Source organism: Bradyrhizobium genomosp. I (2014) (assembly GCF_000261685.1).
Taxonomy (GTDB): Bacteria; Pseudomonadota; Alphaproteobacteria; order Rhizobiales; family Xanthobacteraceae; genus Bradyrhizobium.
Window position 1 is genome coordinate 1 of record NZ_AJQE01000316.1, and the last position, 20577, is coordinate 20577.

Here is a 20577-nt window from a genome sequence, read left to right on the forward strand (position 1 = left end):
TCGTCGCTACGCTCCTCGCAATGACGGCGCAGCTAGCAACTCACCGCCACCTCATCCCCCACCATGTCCGGCTGCCGGTCGAGCGCCACGGCCGGTGACAGCAGGATCACCAGCGCCTGCATGCCGAACACGGCGGCGGCGAGATAGAGGCACGCTTCCGCGCTCCAGAGGCCGCCGACGATTGCGCCCAGCGCTGAGCCGAGCGGGCGGGCGCCGTAGCTCATGATGTTGATGGCGGAGACGCGGCCGAGCAGGCGCGGCGGCGTCACGGACTGGCGCAGCGTCGTGGTCGAGATCACCCACAGGATCGGGCCGACGCCGAGCAGGAAGAAGCTGAGGCCTGCGAGCCAGGGCGAGGGGAGCAGCACCGTCAGCGCCATCACCAATGCGGCGACGAAGCCCGTGACCGGGCCGAGGCCGACCACCGTGCCGAAGGCGATGCGCCGCATCACGCGCGTGGCGAGGAGCGCGCCGATCACCATGCCGACACCGTACATCGTCAGCACCGTGCCGACCCCGGCGGCGGTCAGGCCGAGATGACGCACGGCGTAGGGTACGAACACCGCGATCTGCAGGAACCAGCCGGTGTTGAAGATGAACTGGGTGATGAACACCGGCCGCAGCAGCGGATGGTGGAACACGAAGGCCGCGCCTTCGCGGATGTCCTGGAACGGATGCCGCCGCGGGACCGGCGAGCGCGCGGGCTCGTAGATGCCGGAGAGCAGGACCACGGCGATGGCCGAGAGCGCCGCGGCAAAGCCGAAGGCCGGGCTCGCGCCCCACCATCCCACCAGCGCGCCGCCGAGCGCGGGCCCGCTTGCAAAGGCGATGGTGCGCGCAAGCTCGATCCGGGCATTCGCCGCCGACAGGAGGTCCGCGCTCACCAGCGAGGGCACCAGAGCGGGCGCGGCGACGCTGTAGACGACGGTGCCGCACACCGCAGTGAAGCCGAGCAGAGCCAGCAGCGGCAGATTGAGGGCGCCGAGCGCGAGCAGCAGCACGATGGCGGCAAGGGCCGCTGCCCGCAGCGCCTCGGCTCCCGCCATCAGCGAGCGGCGCGAGACGCGGTCGGCGAGCAGGCCGGCCGGAATGGCGAAGAGGACGAAGGGCAGGGTCAGCGCGGTCTGCAACAGGCCGGTCTGGCCTTCCGCGACACCGAGCGTCAGCACGGCAACGATGGGGGCTGCGGCCAATGCGACCTGCTCGGCCGACTGCGCCGCGAGGTTGGACCAGGCGAGACGGTTGAAGGTGTCGGGGAGGCGAGGCGGATTTGACATGGCTCATTTCCTGCAGAGTCGAGTTGGCGCCAGTATCCGTTCCTGCGGGTGGCCAACCCACCCGCTTTCCGACAGGACCGCGGATAACCGCCGCATCGGGGCTCGATGCGGCTACATGCAGTTGCAAATGAGTTGCAATAAGCTTTGACTTCGGTATTGTCCCCCCCATGGATGCAAGATCGCCCGACCTGACCCCCGCCTTGAGCCCAGACGCCACCGCTTGGCGCCATGATGCGCCCACCACCAAGAGCCTCGCCGAGGTCAATTCCACGATCGCCATTCCGGCCGCCGGCCGCTGGTGGCGGCGGCTGCTCGCCTTTGTCGGTCCGGGCTATCTCGTCTCGGTCGGCTACATGGACCCCGGCAACTGGGCGACCGACCTCGCCGGCGGCTCGAGGTTCGGCTACACGCTGCTCTCGGTCATCCTGCTCTCGAATTTGATGGCGATCCTGCTGCAGTCGCTGGCCGCGCGGCTCGGCATCGTCACCGACCGCGACCTCGCGCAGGCCTGCCGGGCGACCTATTCGCCGGCGGTGAACTTCCTGCTCTGGATCGCCTGCGAGGCCGCGATCATCGCCTGCGACCTCGCCGAGGTGATCGGCACGGCGATTGCGCTGAAGCTGTTGTTCGGCATTCCCCTGATCGGCGGCGCATTGCTCGCCGCGCTCGATGCCTTCCTGCTGCTGCTCCTGATGAACCGCGGCTTCCGTTTCCTGGAAGCCTTCGTCATCGCGCTGCTGGCGGTGATCGCGGTCTGCTTCGCGGTCCAGATCGTGGCTGCCGCGCCGCCGGTCGCGGAGGTGCTGCACGGTTTCGTGCCGAAGACCGAGATCTTCACCAATTCCGAGATGCTCTACATCGCGATCGGCATCATCGGCGCGACTGTGATGCCGCATAATCTCTACCTGCACTCCTCGATCGTGCAGACGCGCGCCTATGAGCGCAACGACACCGGCCGGCGCGAAGCGATCAAATGGGCGACGACGGACTCCACCATCGCCCTGATGCTGGCGCTGTTCATCAACGCCGCGATCCTCATCGTCGCCGCCGCGACCTTCCACGGAAGCGGCCATTCGGATGTCGCCGAGATCGGCCAGGCTTTCGAGCTGCTGTCGCCGCTGCTCGGCCTCGGCATTGCCTCGACGCTGTTCGCGGTGGCGCTGCTCGCCTCGGGACTCAACTCGACGGTGACGGCGACGCTCGCCGGCCAGATCGTGATGGAAGGCTTTCTCGACCTGCGCCTGCCGAGCTGGGCGCGACGCCTGCTGACGCGCGGCATCGCCATCGTTCCCGTGATCATCGTCACGGCGATCTATGGCGAGCGCGGCACGGCGGATCTGCTGGTGTTCAGCCAGGTCGTGCTGTCGATGCAGTTGCCCTTCGCCGTCATCCCGCTGGTGCGCTTCGTCTCCGACCGCCGCAAGATGGGCCAGTTCGCGATCCCGGTGTCCGTCGCCGCGATCGCGTGGATCGTCGCGGGCGTCATCGTGGTTTTGAATCTGAAGCTGCTGGCGGATACGCTGTTCGGGTGAGAAGCGCGAATGGTGAGTGGCGAATGGCGTTCTGATCGCTATTCGCCACTCACCATTCGCCTCTTCAATCCTGCGGCTCGGACGCAGAGTCACCCTGCGCGTCGATGCGCAGCCAGCCTGAGGGCGCGAGGCGCTGCTGCGGCAGGAAGCGGGCCTTGTAGTCCATCTTCTTGGAGCCTTCGATCCAGTAGCCGAGATAGACGTAAGGCAGGCCCTGGCGCCGCGCGCGGGCGATGTGGTCGAGGATCATGAAGGTGCCCATCGACCGGCTGACCTGGCTCGGCTCGAAGAACGAATAGACCATCGACAGGCCGTCGCTGAGCACGTCGGTGAGGGCGACCGCGATCAGCTCCTCGCCGCGGCCGGTGAGGCCGCTGTCGGGGCCACGCTTGCGGTACTCGATGATGCGGGTCTCGACGTGGCTGTCCTCGACCATCATGGCGTAGTCGAGCACGGTCATGTCGGCCATGCCGCCGTGGCGGTGGCGGGCGTCGAGATAGGCGCGGAACACCGAATATTGCTCGGAGGTGGGCACTGCGCTGCGTTGCTCGCCGATGATGTCGGCGTTGCGCGCCATGACCTTGCGGAAGTTGCGGGAAGGCCGGAACTCGTTGGCGATCACCCGGACCGAGACGCAGGCGCGGCACTGGTCGCAGGCCGGCCGGTAGGCGATCGACTGGCTGCGGCGGAAGCCGCCGTGGGTGAGAAGGTCGTTGAGATCGCCGGCGCGGTCACCCACGAGGTGCGTAAACACCTTGCGCTCGTGCCGGCCGGGCAAATAGGGGCAGGGCGAGGGCGCCGTGAGGTAAAATTGGGGGGTGTCGCGCGAGTGCTGGGTCAAGGGACGTCGTGGGCCTCCGAAGTGAGCATCAGCATCGCGCTACGGAAGCCCCTGGTCAATCGGTCTGCTCGGCAGGTCAGATCACGCAGCTTAGTCGGTCCTGGTTGACAAGTTCTTGATCAGTACGGTCTTGCCGCTTGAGGCACGGGGGCGCGAACGGAATTGTTGATCACGACCGTGCCCAGCACGAAATCGTGCAGCAGACGACGGCGGCCGTTGAACAGGCCGACCAGCACCACGAGGGGCGACAGGAACGAGACCGTGACCCAGAACAGCACGGCATGGGTGGCGCCGAGCACGAAGTAGCCGGGCGCGCCATACCAGGTGCGCAATTCCAGGTCCATGACCCGCATGCCGATCGTTGCCGACGACGGACCGCCGATGCAGGCGCCGTAATAGACGATGGCCCAGACGACGGAGGCCGGCCAGGCAATCCAGAACAGTGCCCAGCCGATGCCGAGCGTAACCACGCCGAACAGCGCGATGAAGATGTAGCCGAGGATGACGGGAACGGAGATCACGACCATGTCGATCAGGAACGCAAACACGCGCCGCGTCGCCACGCCGCGGAACAGTTCCGGATGCAGGTAGGGATCGTAGGCGTGCGGCTGAACCCCGCCGTCATTGCGCCACGTATTGCCCGAATCCGAATACGACATGTCCGTCTCCCAAGGAGAGTTCTCCCGTAGCAGGACATGGGAACAGGTCATCGCCGTGCCAAGGGCACCCGGACGTCAACTAGCCGAAATATTCCGGCGATTCGGGGGCGATGAGGCGAGGCTTTGGCGCCCAGTCTGCGGCACCTTACCCCTGCGTCCGCAGCTTCTCCGCTGCCTTCGGCGCGAAATAGCTCAGCACGCCGTCGGCGCCGGCGCGCTTGAAGGCAAGCAGGCTCTCCATCATGGCACGTTCGCCGTCGAGCCAGCCGTTGTTGGCGGCGGCTGCGATCATCGCGTATTCGCCCGAGACCTGATAGGCGAAGGTCGGCATCGCAAATGTATCCTTCACGCGGCGGACCACGTCGAGGTAGGGCATGCCGGGCTTCACCATCACCATGTCGGCGCCCTCGGCGATATCGAGCTCGACCTCGCGCAGCGCCTCGTCGCTGTTGGCGCTGTCCATCTGATAGGTGCGCTTGTCGCCGGTCAGCGTCTTGGCCGAGCCGATGGCGTCGCGGAACGGGCCGTAGAAGGCGGAGGCATATTTGGCCGCATAGGCCATGATCTGCACGTCGAGCAGACCAGAGCGGTCCAGCCCCTCGCGGATTGCGGCGACGCGGCCGTCCATCATGTCGGAGGGCGCGATGATGTCGCAGCCGGCTTCGGCCTGCACCAGCGCCTGGCGCACCAGCACCGCGACCGTTTCGTCGTTCAGGATCCTGCCGTCGGAAATCAGGCCATCATGGCCGTGGCTGGTGAAGGGATCGAGCGCGACGTCGCAGAGGACGCCGATCTCGGGAAACTCCTTCTTGATCGCGCGCACCGCCTGGCAGACCAGATTGTTCGGATTGGTGGCTTCCGAGCCTTCCTCGTCGCGCAGGGACGGGTCGGTGTAGGGGAACAGCGCGAGGCAAGGAATGGTCAGCTTCATTGCGCGCTCGGCCTCGCGCACGGCCTGGTCGACGCTGAGGCGGTCGACGCCCGGCATCGAGGCGACCTGCTCGCGCTTGTTGTGGCCGTCGATCAGGAACAGCGGCCAGATCAGATCGTCGGTGGTGAGGACGTTCTCGCGCACCATGCGCCGGGCCCACTCGGCCTTGCGGTTGCGGCGGGGCCGGACGGTCAGATCGAGGGCAGGGGAGGCTGCCCCGCCATCCCGGCGCGACACCTCGCGCAATTCGATCGGACGTCCGTATTTGATCGCCATCACTCTTCCTCCGGCTGGAATTATTCTTATACCAGCTCGCACGGTTCCCGTCACCGCGGCTTGACCTGCCGCAAGGGATGGCAGCCGATTGATTTTGCGGGGCGAACCAGCCAGAAGGGGCCATGTCCGAGATCTCCACCCGTGATGCGGCCCGCGACGGCGCCAACGCCAGGGACGCCGCCCGAGACAATGCCAGAGAGAGTGCGCTGTCGGTGGCGGCGATCTCGTCGGAGCGCGCCGCGTCGGACGACAATGTCTGGACGCGCCGGCTGGTGCTGTTCCTGCGGGTGATGGCGCTGCTCTCGATCCTGAAAGGTCTCTATCACTGGGCGCAGGTGACGGGTTTCGTCGGCAGCGAGGACGAGGCGTTCGAGAACCAGTCGATGGCCTGGCAGGCCGCGACCGTCTACTTCGCCGTGATCGAGCTCGTGGCCGCCGTCGGCCTCTGGCTCGCCACGCCCTGGGGCGCGGTGGTGTGGCTGACGACCGTGGTGTCGATGGCCGTGATCGAGCTGATGTTCCCGGGAATCTATGGCGGCAGTCTCGTCGTGGTCGGCGTCGAGGTCTTCATGCTTGCCGCCTATCTTGCGCTCGCCTGGATGGCCGCGCGCGAACGGCCGCCGTAGCGGGGACGACCACAACGCACACTCTCGTGCCCCGGACGCAGCGCAGCGCCCTTCAGCGGTGCGCTGCAGAGCAGGGGCCTATCTCTCCGAAATCTCGCGTTGAAACATCTGGGTCCCGGCTCTGCGCTCCGCCCTGGACAACGCTGCGCGTTGCCAAGAGCTGCGCTTGTCCGGGACATGAGAGTGTTGTGTTTGGTTGACCGCTGGTTGCCTAAAATTCGCGGTAAGTTTTCATTGACCAGCCGGTTCCGCCACAGCCGTTACGCGCTCGTTTCGAAACGGGGCGGGGCTGTTCTGGAATGCGACAACTGGGGCGGACGGAGGGTGAACAGGACCTTGCGAAGGTCAACAGAGGCTTTCGAAAAGTGCTTGTGGCACAGGCTTAATCCGCAATTCACTGTCTTAAATTCATGATCTCTTTATTCTCTTATTTAAGCCGATCTTCAAACGCGCCCCTTAAGTTGCACCTATCAGGCGGGACACAAGTTTCGTCGAATAAGTGTCGATAAAAACGACAACAGGGGAAGTGTCATGATGAAAGCCGTCGCAACTGCGGCAGATACCGCAGAGCGCGTCTCCGGCCAGCAGGGTTCGGTGCAGTCGCTCTATCTGGAAGCCTTGACTCTGGTGGAGCGGCTGCATCGCCGGCTCCTCGACGTGATCAAGGACGAATTCGATCGCCGCGGCCGCGCGGACATCAACTCGGTGCAGGCGCTCCTGCTCTACAACATCGGCGACAAGGAGCTGACCGCGGGCGAGCTGCGCACGCGCGGCTACTATCTCGGCTCCAACGTCTCCTACAATCTGAAGAAGCTCGTCGAGCTCGGCTTCCTCGATCATCAGCGCTCGCGCGTCGATCGCCGCTCGGTGCGCATTCGCCTGACCCCGCAGGGCCAGGAAGTCCGTCGCATCGTCGATGCGCTCTACCAGAAGCACGTCAAGACGGTGGAGCAGGTCGGCGGCATCTCCGGCGAGGAGTTCTCGACCCTCAACAAGTCGCTGCACCGCCTCGAGCGGTTCTGGACCGACCAGATCCTGTATCGGCTCTGAGTTTTCTGAAGGGATCAAGGCCAAGCCGGCCCGCAACAAGACCGGCAGCCTCCCGAACGAAAGTCCGACTTCCCCAAGCGCGCCGGTCCGCCTGTTCGGACTGGTGCGCCGTTCGCGCATGCGCGCAACTCCGATGCGCAGAGCAGCATCTCCACGTCGAGCGAGCCCGCGCGCCCATCAGCGCAAACGTTCCTCCCACTGGCGAAACAGTGCGACGTCGTCATCGGCCGCGTCGACCGGGGCCGACACGCCGCCGAGGCGCGCGCGCCGCGGGCTGAATCCGAATTGCTTGCGAAACGCGCGACTGAAATGCGCCGCGCTGGCAAAACCGTATTCCCTGGCGATATCGTAAATCGCAAGCGGCTCTCCCGCGTTCAGGCGGGCGTGGATCGTCTCGAGCCGTCGCTTGCGGATGTAGGCCGTGACGCCACCGGAATTGGCGAAAGCGCGATAGAGGTTGGACTTCGACGTCGCCAGTGCCCGGCTCATCGCCGCGATGTCGAGCTTGTCGGAGGCGAGGTGCTGGTCGATATAGGCCTCGGCCCGCTCGCGGACCAATGTCACCGACCTGCCGCTCGCGCCGTCGACGCTCGGCGGCCTTGCGCGCATCGCCGTCGTCAGCAATCCCACGAATGCGGCGGACAGGCTGGCCGCATCGTTGACGCTCATCTCCTCGAGTTGCTGCACGAAGGACAACAGGAAATCCGCGACGAGGCGGCCCCAGGCTCCGTCAATGATCAGTCCGTGCGTGGCGGGATCGTAGCCGGTGCGCTCGAAGGCGCGCCGCGCAATGGTGCAGGTGACGCAATCCAGCGCCGAGCTTTCGGTCACGAGCGCGCGGCGCGTATCGAATGCGGCCAGTTCGCCCTGCCGCATCGTGCGCGGGGAGGGCGCGTCGTCGGTGAAGGTTACCGTGCCGGTCTTGAGGAAGACGACCTGGATCACGTCGAGCCCGTCGGCCTTCGCCATCTCGGCGGTCCGCGCCATCCTGGCTGCGCCGATCCGGGAATGGGTCACGACCATGTCGCCCAGGGTCCAGGCATCCACGATGGCCTCGAACGGAGCGTCAGGCTCGAGACGGCTCACCCGATGCGTGGCGATGCTCGAACGCCAAATGTCGAATCTGTCCTGCTCTGGAAGATCTTTGGTGTCGAAATGCAGCACGGGAATGGGGGTGGACATGATCTGCCGGTGAAATCCCAACGTCTTTCGAGGGCCGTTATAGAACGGCGCCCGACGCGCGCCGAAGAAGAATTTGACTTCCTGGACCGGAAGACTTGACCGCTGAATTCAAAATCGATCTGCCGCGCTTCGCAGAGCCCGAATCCGTTTACGATGCCGTGCCGGCAACCTATTGGTCGCAAGTGATTTGACGCTCAAGGCCTTTTGCAGATGCCCTCTCCCTATCCGTTGCAAGCCGCTCCCGGTCACTTTCCGCATTGGTCCGGGCGCCGATGCGCGGGGGCTGTTTCCTTTGCTGGGGCGCTCGCGGCTTTTGCCGCCATGACGCTGTTCGCGGCGCCGGCTCACGCGGTCTGCACCCCCGCGGCCGCCGACAATGTCTCGGCGACCTGTACGGGCAGTACCGTCAACCAGGACAATCCGAATGGCTTCGGCACCTCTCTGATCAACAATCTCGGCGTGACCGTCGTCCAGGGTGCGACGGTGACCGGCACCAATTACGGCATCAGGTTCAACAGTGGATCGGTCGTCAATTCCGGTACGGTCACCGGCACGAACCTGTCCGCCATCGAGGCCATCGGCAGCGTCACCGTGACGAATTCCGGGGTGCTCAGCGGCCTGTACGGCGTCGCCTCCAGCGGGACTGCGGTCGTGACGAATTCCGGGACGATTTCGTCATTCAACGGTGACGGCGTGCGGGGCGGCACCAACGTCACCGTCACCAATTCCGGTACCATCACCGCCCCCTTCGAGGGCGTCTATGCCGGCCAGAACGCCGCCGTCGTCAATTCGGGGAGCATCTCCGGCAAGTCCTACGGGATCCTCGTCGGTGGCGACGCCTTCGTGACCAATTCCGGCACCATCGTCGCCCAGGCGGCTGTGATCCGGGCCGCCAGCGGCAGTGCCGTCGTGATCAATTCGGGTACGATGTCGATGCTGGGGAGTTCCGGCAGCGCCATGTACGCGCTGACCAGTCTGACGCTCGTCAATTCCGGCACCATCACGGCTGCCGGAGCAGGGCCTTTCTCGAGCGGCAATATCGACGTGACCAATTCGGGATCGATCATCGTCACGGGATCTGGCCCGGCCATTTCTGCCGGCAATGCCAAGGTGACCAACTCCGGCACGATCATCGCGAACAACGGCTCCGGCGTGAGCGGCAGCAACGTGGACATCACGAATTCCGGGGTGCTGCGCGGCTATTGGGAAGGCGTCATTGCCTCTCAGACGGCGAGCGTTACCAATTCGGGCACGATCGTCGGGGACCATTCGGCGGGTATCTCGGCGAGCAACGATAATCTGTACCTGACGAACTCGGGCTCGATCAGCGGAAGCGGCGCGGGTGCTCGCGCGTTCAATGGCAGCGTCAACGTCGTCAATTCGGGAACAATCGTCGGGACCGGGCCTTCCGGTGTCGGCGTGGTTTCGGGCGCCGCCGGCAGCGTGGTCAATTCCGGCACGATCATCGGCGCGGGCGGGACGGCGATCCAGTTCGGAGCGACGACACCCGCACAGTCCGACAGCCTGACCGTGCTTCCCGGCGCGCGCTTCGGAGGCGTGGTCGATTTCAGCGGCGGTGCCGACACGGTCAGGTTCGGACCGGGAAGCTGGATCCTGAACACGGCCAATTTTGACAAGACGCTGTCGACCGTGACCACCGCCGGCAAACCCTATGTGGTTACGCCCAGCCAGATCATCGTTGCCGATCTCTCCAGCGTCGGCGCCCAGAACCGCGCCATCATGGACATCACCGGCTGGATCGCGTCGGTCCTGCCCGATGCGCCGGTGTTCACGCCCGGCGCGGGCGGGGCCACCGCCTTTGCCGCAACGGAAAGCTCGGCGTCCCCGTTCGATGCGTTCGCCAGCTTCCCCTCGGATGCCCCGGGATATGTCCGCGCGCCCGTTCTCAAGGCGGCGAGCGCAAGCTATGGCGACGGCAACGCGGTCTGGGCCAAGGCCTTCGGCGGCCAGCGCCAGCAGGACAACAGCGACGCCTTGATCGGCGGGACCACGACCGGTTATGGCGGTGCCGTCGGCTATGAGCGCCTCGTCGGTCCGGACCTCAGGCTCGGTGTGCTGGCGGGCGGCAGCGCCAACAAGACCAACCTTCATTTCAATGCCGGCAGCACCGGCACCGACACGGTGTTCGGCGGTGCCTATGGCCGCAAGATCTGGGGCGGCACCTTCCTCGATCTGTCCGTGATTGGCGGAAGCCTGGACAATACCAGCCAGCGCAATATCGGGGGCGGTCTCGCCGTCGCGACGGCAACGGCTTCCTATGGCGGCTGGTTCGTCAATCCGGCGCTGATGTTCGGACGCCGCCTCGACGTCGACGGGCGCGGTTTCACCATCACCCCGGCGGTGAAAGTGCGCTACGTGGCGGCGCATTTCGGCGGCTACACCGAGACGGGCGCGGGCCTTGCCAATGTCAGCGTCCCCGGCCGCGACTTCCAGGCCTGGGAGGAGCGTGCCGAACTCACTTTCGCCAACAGCGCGACGCTCGCCAACGGACATCGCGTGACCGCGCGAGTCTCGGCCGGTGCGCTCGCGCAACAGCGCAGCGCGGGCGGCCTGCTCAACGTCGTCTTGCTCGGGCAGAACTTCGTCGCAGCAACGTCGGACCGCGGCAGCGTCGCCGGCGGCTACGGCAGCGCCGGCATCGACTGGCAGATGGGGCGGCTCACGCTGTTTGCGCTGGGCGAGGCGACCTATACCAACGATGTCTCGCGCACCTATTTCTGCAAGGGCGGCGCGCGCGTGACCTGGTAGGAAACGCCGCCGTCGGTCGCAGTTCGCACTTGCAAAAAAATCGCTCGTCTGCGGAACCAGTTCCGCGCTTCGCCGTTATTCCCCCCAACCGGAGGGTGCGATGCTGGTCGAGCGCGGGTTGCAGGCGATGAATGTGGAACTCGTCAGCGAGGCCTACGGCATCGCCGCGAACTATCTTCGCCGCTCCGGCGCGATCCCCGACTCTCTGGTCACCGACGAACGCCTGCTCGGCTTCATCGTCAAGCTGCTCCAGCGCGGCGAATCCAACAAGATCAGGCTCGCCAACAAGGCGATCGCCCGGTTCCAGGCGCAGACCGAGGCCAGGGCGATTGCCTGATCAAAGACTCCCAAAACAGCGACGAACCAGAGGATGCCATGGAAGCCGCCATTGACCGCATCATGCAGACCTATGACCTGCTCGCCAACCGCACCGCCGCGGCGAGCGCCGAGGCGCGTGAAAAGGTCACGAACTACCTCAACATCCTGATGGAAGCCGGCGAGACGGACACCCACAGGTTGACCGTGTGCGGCCTCACCTATCTGCGGCAGCTCGACGGCAGCGTCGACCCGGTGAAGGCGGGGTATACGGGGCTGTGAAACGACGCCGGGCCGGGCCGGGGCCAGCGGCTCTTGGCGAGAGAAGAGGCTCAAAGCGGCCCTGGTCCAGTATCGCAGCGGAGTGGTTCCATGGAACCGCTCCCGCGCCGAAAACCCCCAATCCCCCACCATATCTTGCATAAATATCAGGCCCGACCCGCAAATGCTTGGCCTGTTGCGGGCGATGTGGTAGATCGCGCTCGCCGCTTCCGATCGCCACACCAGACCTGCCCGTAGCCCGCCAAAAGGCTGCGGCGTTGGAGATATTCGCAAGATGACCGCACCCAAGACCGCCTCTGCGCCCGATTCGTTTTTCACCGCCTCGCTCGATCAGGCCGATCCGGAAATCGCCGCCGCCATCAAGGGCGAGCTCGGCCGGCAGCGCCACGAGGTCGAGCTGATCGCCTCCGAGAACATCGTCAGCCGGGCCGTGCTGGAAGCGCAGGGCTCGGTGATGACCAACAAGTACGCGGAGGGTTATCCGGGCGCGCGCTATTACGGCGGTTGTGAGTGGGTCGACGTCGCCGAGAACCTCGCGATCGATCGCGCCAAGAAGCTGTTCGGCGCCAACTTCGCCAACGTGCAGCCGAACTCCGGCAGCCAGATGAACCAGGCGGTGTTCCTGGCGCTGCTCCAGCCCGGCGACACCTTCATGGGTCTCGATCTCGCGGCCGGCGGCCATCTCACCCACGGCTCGCCCGTCAACATGAGCGGCAAGTGGTTCAAGGCCGCGCACTACACCGTGCGCCGCGAGGACCAGATCATCGACATGGATGCGGTGGCCAGGCAGGCCGAGGAGGTCAAGCCGAAGCTGATCATCGCCGGCGGCTCGGCCTATTCGCGCGCCTGGGACTTCAAGCGTTTCCGCGAGATCGCGGACAGCGTCGGGGCGTACCTGCTGGTCGACATGGCGCATTTCGCCGGGCTCGTCGCCGGCGGCGTGCATGCCTCGCCCGTGCCGTATGCCCACGTCACCACCACCACGACGCACAAATCGCTGCGCGGTCCGCGCGGCGGCCTCATGCTGTGGAATGACGAGACGCTGACCAAGAAGCTCAACTCGGCGATCTTCCCGGGCCTGCAGGGCGGTCCCCTGATGCACGTGATCGCCGCGAAGGCGGTCGCCTTCGGCGAGGCGCTGCGTCCGGACTTCAAGGTCTACGCCAGGAACGTCGTCGAGAACGCCAAGGCGCTGGCAGAGACCTTGAAGGGCCATGGTCTCGATATCGTCTCCGGCGGCACCGACAATCATCTGATGCTGGTCGATCTCCGGCCGAAGGGCCTGAAGGGCAACGTCTCGGAGAAGGCGCTGGTCCGCGCGGCCATCACCTGCAACAAGAACGGCATTCCGTTCGACCCCGAGTCGCCCTTCGTCACGTCAGGGATTCGGCTCGGCACGCCGGCGGCAACCAGCCGCGGGTTCGGTGTGGCCGAATTCCAGCAGGTCGGCGGCATGATCGCCGAGGTTCTCAATGCGATCGCGCAGTCCTCCGACGGCAAGGCGCCGCTGGTGGAAGCTGCGATCAAGGAACGGGTCAAGGCGCTCACCGACCGGTTCCCGATCTACCAGTAAGGCGCCGCATGATCCGGAAAAGTGGATACCGGTTTTCCGATAAGATCATGCGAAAATAAGGGTCCGACGGATGCGCTGCCCGAACTGCAACAGTCTCGATACGCAGGTGAAGGACTCGCGTCCGACCGAAGACTCGTCCGTGATCCGCAGGCGGCGCGTGTGCGTCGCCTGCAATTTCCGCTTCACCACCTTCGAGCGCGTGCAGCTGCGCGAGCTCACGGTGATCAAGCGCAACGGCCGCCGCGTGCCGTTCGATCGCGACAAGCTGATGCGCTCGGTGCAGATTTCGCTCCGCAAGCGGCAGGTCGAGCCGGAGCGGGTGGAGAAGATGGTCTCCACCATCGTGCGCGAGCTCGAGACCGGGGGCGAGGCCGAGATCTCCTCGGAGGTGATCGGCGAGACCGTGATGGAGCATCTGCGCACGCTCGACGACGTCGCCTATGTGCGCTTTGCCTCGGTCTACCGCAATTTCCGCGAGGCCAAGGATTTCGCCGACGTGCTCGGCGAGCTCTCCGGCGAGGAGGAAGCGCGGCTGGCCGCGATCCGCAAATGATCTTCCGCATCCTGGAGGATCAGTTCGCGCAGAAGGCCCGCGAGGCCAGGGATGCCGATCGCCGTTTCATGGAGCTGGCGCTCTCGCTGGGTAGGCGCGGGCAGGGGCGGACCTGGCCCAATCCGGCCGTGGGCGCCGTCATCGTCAAGGACGGGGTGATTGTCGGCCGCGGCTGGACGCAACCGGGGGGACGGCCGCATGGCGAGCCTGAGGCCTTGCTGCGCGCAGGCGAGGCGGCGTGGGGCGCCACGCTCTATGTCACGCTGGAGCCGTGCTCGCATTTCGGCAAGTCGCCGCCTTGCGCCGACGCGGTGATCGCCGCCGGTATCAAGCGGGTGGTGGCGGCGATCGAGGATCCCAATCCCGAGGTCGCAGGCCAGGGCCATGCGCGCCTGCGCGCCGCCGGCATCAATGTGGATGTGGGTCTTTGCGCGGCGGAGGCTGCGTTCGACCATGCCGGGCATTTTCGCCGCATCAGGGATCACCGTCCGCACGTGATCCTCAAGCTCGCGGTCTCGCCCGACGGCAAGATCGGCGCGGCCGGCGGCAAGCCGGTCGCGATCACGGGCGAAGCGGCGCGCGACCGCGTGCATCTCCTTCGCGCGCACAGCGATGCGATCCTGGTCGGCATCGGAACGGTGCTGGCGGACGATCCGCTCCTCACCTGCCGCCTGCCGGGCATGGCGGCGCGCTCGCCGGTGCGCGTGGTGCTCGACCAGAGCCTGCGGATTCCCGCATCGGGCCAGCTCGTGCGATCGGCGCGCGAGACGCCGCTCTGGGTGGTGGGTTCTGAGCTCGCCGAAGCCGCTGCCGCCATGCGGCTTGGCGCGGCCGGTGCGCAAGTGATCCGCATGTCGCGGGGAGGCTCGTCCGGACTCGACCTTCCGGCCGTGCTGCACGCTCTGGCGGAGAAGGGCATCACCCGCCTGATGGTCGAGGGCGGCAGCCGTGTCGCCGCGTCCTTCGTTGCGGCCGATCTCGTCGACGAGACCTGGCTGTTCCGCGGCGCGGAAGAGGTCGGCTCCGGCGGCGTCGATGCGCTCGATGCATTGCCCCTGTCGAAAATCACGCAGTCGCCGGCCTACAAGCTTCATGCTAGCGAGACCTTCGGCAAGGATACTCTCACCATCTACGAGCGTGCGTAATGTTCACCGGCATTGTCACCGATATCGGCGAGATCGTCAGCTTCACGCCCACGGCGCAGGGGCAGCTGCACCGTCTGCGCATCGCCTGCCGCTATGATCAGACCACCATTGCGGACGGCGCCTCGATCGCCTGCAATGGCGTCTGCCTGACGGTGGTTGCCTCCGGCGTCGCCGACGGCAAGGACTCTAAGCAAAGGACCTGGTTCGACGTCGATGCGGCCGCCGAGACACTGGCGCTGACGACGGCAAAGCACTGGAAGCTGGGCACCAGGCTCAATCTGGAGCGCGCGCTCAAGATCGGTGACGAACTCGGCGGCCACATCGTCGCCGGCCATGCCGACGGCATCGCCACCATCGTCAGCCGCGAGGATCTGCCCGACATGGCGCGGTTCGTGCTCTCGACGACGCGCGAGCTGGCGCGGTTCATCGCGACCAAGGGCTCGATCACGCTCGACGGCGTCTCGTTGACAGTCAATACAGTTGCAGACGTGACCTTTTCAGTGCTGATCATCCCGCACACGCTGACGGTCACGACCATCGGCGGCTGGAAGGCGGGGGGCGAGGTCAACATCGAAGTCGACCTGATGGCCCGCTACGCGGCGCGGCTGACGGAAATGACGGCGTAGCCGTCATTCCGGGATGGTCCGCAGGACCAGGCCCGGAATCTCGAGATTCTCGGGTGCGCAAGGGCGCGCCCTAGTTCGATGCATCGCATCGCCCCGGAATGACGGTTTCTAGCTTGGCTTACATGCTTCCGGCGACTACATAGCGCCGACCCCTTTCGAAACGGATTGAACGATGGCAGACGCGCGGCGCGCACCCCTGAAGGATCAGACCGACATTTCCGGCGCGCGCGCGCTGATTGTCGAGGCGCGGTTCTATGACGATCTCCAGGACGCGCTGCTGGATGGCGCGGTGACTGAACTGAAGGCGGCTGGCCTGACGCATGACGTCATCACGGTTCCCGGCGCGCTGGAAATCCCCGCGGCGGTCGCCATCGCGGTCGATGCCGCGGCGGCGAACGGCAAGCCCTATGACGCCGTGATCGCGCTCGGCTGCGTCATCCGCGGCGACACCATTCACTTCGAGATCGTGTCGCAGGAATCCTCGCGCGCGCTGATGGACCTTGCGGTGGCGCGCAAGCTGCCGCTCGGCAACGGCATCCTCACCGTCAACACCGAAGCGCAGGCCTGGGCGCGGGCACGCGCCAGCGAGCTCGACAAGGGCGGCGATGCCGCGCGCGCCGCGCTTGCGATGCTGCGCATCAAGCGCCGCCTGGCGCAGGCCTGAAGCCATGGCTGACAACAGCAAGAAGCCGGCGGGCGCTCCGGAGAAGAAAGCGAACCGCCGCGGCGCGGCGCGGCTCGCAGCCGTGCAGGCGTTGTACCAGATGGATATCGCCGGGGCCGGCATCAACGACATCTTTGCCGAGTTCGAGAGCCATTGGCTCGGCAACGAGGTCGAGGGCGACACTTACCTGCCGGCCGAGGCAGCGTTCTTCCGCGACGTCGTCTCGGGCGTTGTGCGCGACCAGAAGAAGCTCGATCCGCTGATCGACGAGGCGCTGTCGAAGGGCTGGCCCTTGAAGCGGATCGAAGCCATCCTGCGCGCGGTGCTGCGCGCGGGAGCCTATGAGCTCCAGCATCGCAAGGACGTGCCGGGCCGGGTGGTGATTTCGGAATATGTCGACGTCGCCAACGCGTTTGTCGATCGTGAGGAAACCGGCATGGTGAATGCGGTGCTCGACCAGATCGGCCGCCAGTTTCGCGGCGACGAGTTCGGGCGGGGGTAGTTTCCCGCAAGGGCGGTGAATTGATGCGCGATGGCTGCCCCATACTCCGCTGTCATCACCCGCGGAGGCGGGTGATCCAGTACGCCGCGGCCCATCGAGTTCACACGACCGCTTCTGGAATACTGGATCGTCCGGTCAAGCCGGGGGATCACAGTGGAGAATGGGGCTAGGCACGTGGCAGACCCGCACAATCCCTCCGCCGAAGACGCCCTCATCGCGCGCTATTTCAAGCCGCTGGCGACCGACCCCGGCGCGTTCGGGCTGGTCGATGACGCCGCGGTCCTGTCCTCATCCGGCGACGACATCGTCGTCACCACCGATGCCGTGGTCGAGGGCGTGCACTATCTTGCCGAGGATCCGCCCGACACCATCGCGCGCAAGGCGCTGCGGGTGAACCTGTCCGATCTCGCCGCCAAGGGCGCGATGCCAGCCGGATTCGTGCTGACGCTGGCGCTGCGCAGCCAGGAAGATGCCTGGCTCCGTCCCTTTGCCGACGCGCTGGGCGCGGACGCAAAGAACTTCGCTTGTCCTCTGCTCGGCGGCGACACGGTGTCGACGCCGGGCCCGCAGATGATCTCGATCACCGCCTTCGGCCGCGTGCCTCGGGGGCGGATGGTCGGCCGGACCGGGGCAAGGCCGGGCGACCGCATCCTGGTGACGGGGACGATCGGCGATGCCGGGCTCGGCCTCGACGTGCTCCGCGGCGGCGCTGCGGCCGGAGCGCTGACATCCGATCCCGCTGCACGGGATTTTCTGGTCTCACGCTATCGGGTGCCGCAGCCGCGCAACGTGCTGGCGCAGGCGGTGCGCGATCACGCGACCGCGGCGATGGACGTCTCCGACGGCCTCGCTGGCGACCTGACCAAGCTCTGTGCAGCGTCCGGGGTCTCGGCTTCGGTCGACGTGACGAGCGTGCCGCTCTCGGCCGCGGCGGCCGGACTGCTCGCAAGCAACGTCGTCGGCATCGAGGCGCTGCTTGCGGGGGGCGATGACTACGAGGTGCTGTGTACCGTTCCGCCGGCGCAAAGCGACGCGCTGATTGCCGCGGGGCGGACCATGGGCGTTGCCGTGACCGCGATCGGTACGATCGTGGAGGGGTACGAGCGGCCGCGCTTCCTGGACGGGCAGGGCCAGGAACTGCTCTTGACGCGGCTGTCCTACAGCCACTTCCAAAGCGCGATACGATCAGGATGAATCGTCATCGCGCTTCAGGTCACTGTTTGAGCATGATCTTTTCGGAAAACCGCTGTGCACTTTTCCGGATCATGCTGTGAGAATCGCTCCAAACGGCATCCTGGTTCTCGGCACTTGGCCTAAATACCTGCCGAGATCGGCGTTTTCGGCCTCATCCGGCGTTGCACCCTCAATTTGATTTTGGCAAGCTTGCGACCGACTAAGGCCGCCCCTTTTGGGCAAGGGGCGGCCTTGTTCGAAATCAAGGCGCCGCACCGCACGACGGACAACAAAGGCGCCGGGGGTACATCAAGGATCTGAGGCAAAAATCACATGACAGCATTATGGTTGATAGTGCTCTGCGGAGTGCTTTCCGTCGTCTACGCGATTTGGGCGACGTCTTCGGTGTTGGGCGCGGATGCGGGGTCGCCGCGCATGCAGGAGATTGCAGGTGCCGTGCGCGAAGGCGCACAGGCGTATCTGCGACGCCAGTACACCACGATCGGTCTCGTCGGTATCGTCATCTTCGTGCTGCTTGCCTATTTCCTCGGGCTCTATGTCGCGATCGGTTTTGCCATCGGCGCCATCCTGTCCGGCGCCGCCGGCTTCATCGGCATGAACGTCTCGGTCCGCGCCAACGTCCGCACCGCCCAGGCTGCGACGACGTCGCTGGCCGGCGGTCTCGAACTCGCCTTCAAGGCGGGCGCCATCACCGGCCTCCTGGTTGCCGGTCTCGCGCTGCTCGGTGTGACCCTCTATTTCGGCTTCCTGGTCCACTCGCTGAAGCTCGCGCCCGATAGCCGCACCGTCGTCGACGCCATGGTGGCGCTCGGCTTCGGCGCCTCGCTGATCTCGATCTTCGCCCGTCTCGGCGGCGGCATCTTCACCAAGGGTGCGGACGTCGGCGGCGACCTCGTCGGCAAGGTCGAGGCCGGCATTCCCGAGGACGATCCGCGCAACCCCGCGACCATCGCCGACAACGTCGGCGACAATGTCGGCGACTGCGCCGGCATGGCCGCCGACCTGTTCGAGACCTATGCGGTGACCGCGGTCGCCACCATGGTGCTGGCTGCGATCTTCTTCGCCAAGACGCCGATCCTCGCCAACATGATGACGCTGCCGCTCGCGATCGGCGGCATCTGCATCATCACCTCGATCATCGGCACGTTCTTCGTCAAGCTCGGGCCGAGCCAGTCGATCATGGGCGCGCTCTACAAGGGCCTGATCGCGACCGGCATCCTGTCGCTGATCGGCATCGCGCTGGTGATCTACTACCTGATCGGCTTCGGCAAGCTCGAGGGCGTCGACTACACCGGCATGGCGCTGTTCGAATGCGGCGTGGTCGGCCTCGTCGTCACCGCGCTGATCATCTGGATCACCGAATACTACACCGGCACCGACTACCGTCCGGTGAAGTCGATCGCCCAGGCCTCGGTCACCGGCCACGGCACCAACGTGATCCAGGGCCTCGCCGTCTCGATGGAAGCGACCGCACTGCCCGCGCTCGTGATCATCGCCGGCATCCTGGTCACCTACAGCCTCGCCGGCCTGTTCGGCATCGCGATCGCGACCGCCACCATGCTGGCGCTGGCCGGCATGGTCGTCGCGCTCGACGCCTTCGGCCCCGTCACCGACAACGCCGGCGGCATCGCCGAAATGGCGGGCCTGCCGAAGGAGGTGCGCAAGTCGACCGACGCGCTGGATGCGGTCGGCAACACCACCAAGGCGGTGACCAAGGGCTACGCGATCGGCTCCGCCGGTCTCGGCGCCCTGGTGCTGTTCGCGGCCTATAATCAGGACCTCAAGTTCTTCGTCGCCGGCTCCGCGCAGCATCCCTACTTCGCGGGCGTCAATCCGGACTTCTCGCTCAACAACCCCTATGTGGTGGTGGGCCTCTTGTTCGGCGGCCTGTTGCCGTATCTGTTCGGCGCGATGGGCATGACCGCCGTCGGCCGCGCCGCCGGCGCTATCGTCGAGGAGGTGCGGCGTCAGTTCCGCGAGAAGCCGGGCATCATGCAGGGCACCGACAAGCCCGACTACGGCAAGGCGGTCGACCTGCTGACCCGGGCGGCGATCAAGGAGATGATCATCCCCTCGCTGCTCCCGGTGCTGTCACCGATCGTGGTCTACTTCCTGATCTATGCGATCGCGGGCGGCGGCGCGGCTGGGAAGTCGGCGGCGTTCTCGGCCGTGGGCGCAATGCTGCTCGGCGTGATCGTGACGGGCCTGTTCGTTGCGATCTCGATGACCTCCGGCGGCGGCGCCTGGGACAACGCCAAGAAGTACATCGAGGACGGCCATTTCGGCGGCAAGGGTAGCGATGCCCACAAGTCGGCGGTGACCGGCGACACCGTCGGCGATCCCTACAAGGACACGGCGGGCCCCGCGGTGAACCCGATGATCAAGATCACCAACATCGTGGCCTTGCTGCTGCTGGCGATTTTGGCGCACTGAGCGGCGTCACGCGTTTGCAGAAAAAGCCCCGCGGCGTGAGCCGCGGGGCTTTTGTTTTCACGATATCGTTCCTTCGCGGCATGCTTTGTCGCAGGGGAACTGTGACCTCAATTACAAAGTGTCTTCCCTCCGGGGACTACCGTGCAG

At 65.9% G+C, this 20577-nt stretch carries 19 protein-coding genes; 14 read left to right on the forward strand and 5 right to left on the reverse strand.

Going from position 1 to position 20577, the window contains the following annotated elements; translation table 11 throughout:
* Positions 1 to 32 precede the first annotated feature (32 nt).
* Complete coding sequence (locus IC50_RS28875) at positions 33 to 1277, reverse strand: MFS transporter (protein ID WP_035712779.1); 1245 nt, start codon at positions 1275 to 1277, stop codon at positions 33 to 35.
* 167 nt (positions 1278 to 1444) lie between these two features.
* On the opposite strand from IC50_RS28875, the gene IC50_RS28880 reads away from it, so the two are divergent.
* Positions 1445 to 2809: an Nramp family divalent metal transporter gene (locus IC50_RS28880; protein ID WP_035712781.1), complete on the forward strand. Its 1365-nt coding sequence runs from the start codon at positions 1445 to 1447 to the stop codon at positions 2807 to 2809.
* 64 nt (positions 2810 to 2873) lie between these two features.
* On the opposite strand, the gene IC50_RS28885 is transcribed toward IC50_RS28880, so the two are convergent.
* The 3 genes from IC50_RS28885 to hemB all read right to left on the reverse strand — a co-directional run bounded on the left by IC50_RS28885 (position 2874) and on the right by hemB (position 5516).
* Complete coding sequence (locus IC50_RS28885; protein ID WP_035712782.1) at positions 2874 to 3650, reverse strand: arginyltransferase; 777 nt, start codon at positions 3648 to 3650, stop codon at positions 2874 to 2876.
* 119 nt (positions 3651 to 3769) lie between these two features.
* Complete coding sequence (locus IC50_RS28890; protein ID WP_035712784.1) at positions 3770 to 4309, reverse strand: RDD family protein; 540 nt, start codon at positions 4307 to 4309, stop codon at positions 3770 to 3772.
* Positions 4310 to 4454: 145 nt separating this feature from the next.
* The gene (hemB, locus tag IC50_RS28895) at positions 4455 to 5516 is read right to left on the reverse strand and encodes a porphobilinogen synthase (RefSeq protein ID WP_035712786.1); all 1062 of its coding nucleotides are present in this window, start codon (positions 5514 to 5516) and stop codon (positions 4455 to 4457) included.
* Positions 5517 to 5638: 122 nt separating this feature from the next.
* Here hemB and IC50_RS28900 point away from each other — a divergent pair, with 122 nt between their 5' ends.
* Both IC50_RS28900 and ldtR read left to right on the forward strand, forming a co-directional pair.
* Complete coding sequence (locus IC50_RS28900) at positions 5639 to 6142, forward strand: DUF6163 family protein (RefSeq protein WP_035712788.1); 504 nt, start codon at positions 5639 to 5641, stop codon at positions 6140 to 6142.
* A 531-nt stretch (positions 6143 to 6673) separates the two neighbouring features.
* On the forward strand, positions 6674 to 7192 hold the full coding sequence (gene ldtR, locus IC50_RS28905) for a transcriptional regulator LdtR (protein ID WP_018320040.1): 519 nt from the start codon (positions 6674 to 6676) through the stop codon (positions 7190 to 7192).
* A gap of 177 nt (positions 7193 to 7369) precedes the next feature.
* Here ldtR and IC50_RS28910 read toward each other — a convergent pair whose 3' ends face one another.
* Positions 7370 to 8374 carry a helix-turn-helix domain-containing protein gene (locus IC50_RS28910; RefSeq protein ID WP_035712790.1) on the reverse strand — a complete coding sequence of 335 codons (1005 nt, stop codon included), beginning with the start codon at positions 8372 to 8374 and terminating at the stop codon, positions 7370 to 7372.
* Positions 8375 to 8695: 321 nt separating this feature from the next.
* Between IC50_RS28910 and IC50_RS28915 the strand changes: the two genes are divergently transcribed.
* The 11 genes from IC50_RS28915 (at position 8696) to IC50_RS28965 (ending at position 20430) form a co-directional block, all read left to right on the forward strand.
* A complete protein-coding gene (locus IC50_RS28915) occupies positions 8696 to 11143 on the forward strand; it encodes an autotransporter outer membrane beta-barrel domain-containing protein (RefSeq protein WP_035712792.1) in 2448 nt (815 codons plus the stop codon).
* Positions 11144 to 11243: 100 nt separating this feature from the next.
* The gene (locus IC50_RS28920) at positions 11244 to 11480 is read left to right on the forward strand and encodes a hypothetical protein (RefSeq protein ID WP_035712794.1); all 237 of its coding nucleotides are present in this window, start codon (positions 11244 to 11246) and stop codon (positions 11478 to 11480) included.
* 38 nt (positions 11481 to 11518) lie between these two features.
* Positions 11519 to 11740, forward strand: a complete 222-nt coding sequence (locus IC50_RS28925; RefSeq protein ID WP_025036694.1) for a hypothetical protein — start codon at positions 11519 to 11521, stop codon at positions 11738 to 11740.
* Between the two features lie 274 nt (positions 11741 to 12014).
* A complete protein-coding gene (glyA, locus tag IC50_RS28930; protein WP_035712796.1) occupies positions 12015 to 13313 on the forward strand; it encodes a serine hydroxymethyltransferase in 1299 nt (432 codons plus the stop codon).
* A gap of 70 nt (positions 13314 to 13383) precedes the next feature.
* Entirely contained in the window at positions 13384 to 13866 is a 483-nt protein-coding gene (gene nrdR, locus IC50_RS28935; protein ID WP_011087793.1) for a transcriptional regulator NrdR, read from the forward strand.
* The gene (ribD, locus tag IC50_RS28940; RefSeq protein ID WP_035712798.1) at positions 13863 to 15011 is read left to right on the forward strand and encodes a bifunctional diaminohydroxyphosphoribosylaminopyrimidine deaminase/5-amino-6-(5-phosphoribosylamino)uracil reductase RibD; all 1149 of its coding nucleotides are present in this window, start codon (positions 13863 to 13865) and stop codon (positions 15009 to 15011) included. The genes nrdR and ribD overlap by 4 nt, the downstream gene beginning before the upstream one ends.
* Entirely contained in the window at positions 15011 to 15637 is a 627-nt protein-coding gene (locus IC50_RS28945) for a riboflavin synthase (RefSeq protein WP_035712800.1), read from the forward strand. Before ribD ends, IC50_RS28945 begins: the two co-directional genes overlap by 1 nt.
* Positions 15638 to 15809: 172 nt before the next feature.
* Positions 15810 to 16301, forward strand: a complete 492-nt coding sequence (ribH, locus tag IC50_RS28950) for a 6,7-dimethyl-8-ribityllumazine synthase (RefSeq protein ID WP_035712802.1) — start codon at positions 15810 to 15812, stop codon at positions 16299 to 16301.
* 4 nt (positions 16302 to 16305) lie between these two features.
* Positions 16306 to 16803, forward strand: coding sequence for a transcription antitermination factor NusB (gene nusB, locus IC50_RS28955; protein WP_035712804.1), 498 nt, complete (start codon positions 16306 to 16308; stop codon positions 16801 to 16803).
* A 174-nt stretch (positions 16804 to 16977) separates the two neighbouring features.
* Positions 16978 to 17997 carry a thiamine-phosphate kinase gene (gene thiL, locus IC50_RS28960; RefSeq protein ID WP_035712806.1) on the forward strand — a complete coding sequence of 340 codons (1020 nt, stop codon included), beginning with the start codon at positions 16978 to 16980 and terminating at the stop codon, positions 17995 to 17997.
* Positions 17998 to 18309: 312 nt separating this feature from the next.
* On the forward strand, positions 18310 to 20430 hold the full coding sequence (locus tag IC50_RS28965; RefSeq protein WP_035712808.1) for a sodium-translocating pyrophosphatase: 2121 nt from the start codon (positions 18310 to 18312) through the stop codon (positions 20428 to 20430).
* Positions 20431 to 20577 lie beyond the last annotated feature (147 nt).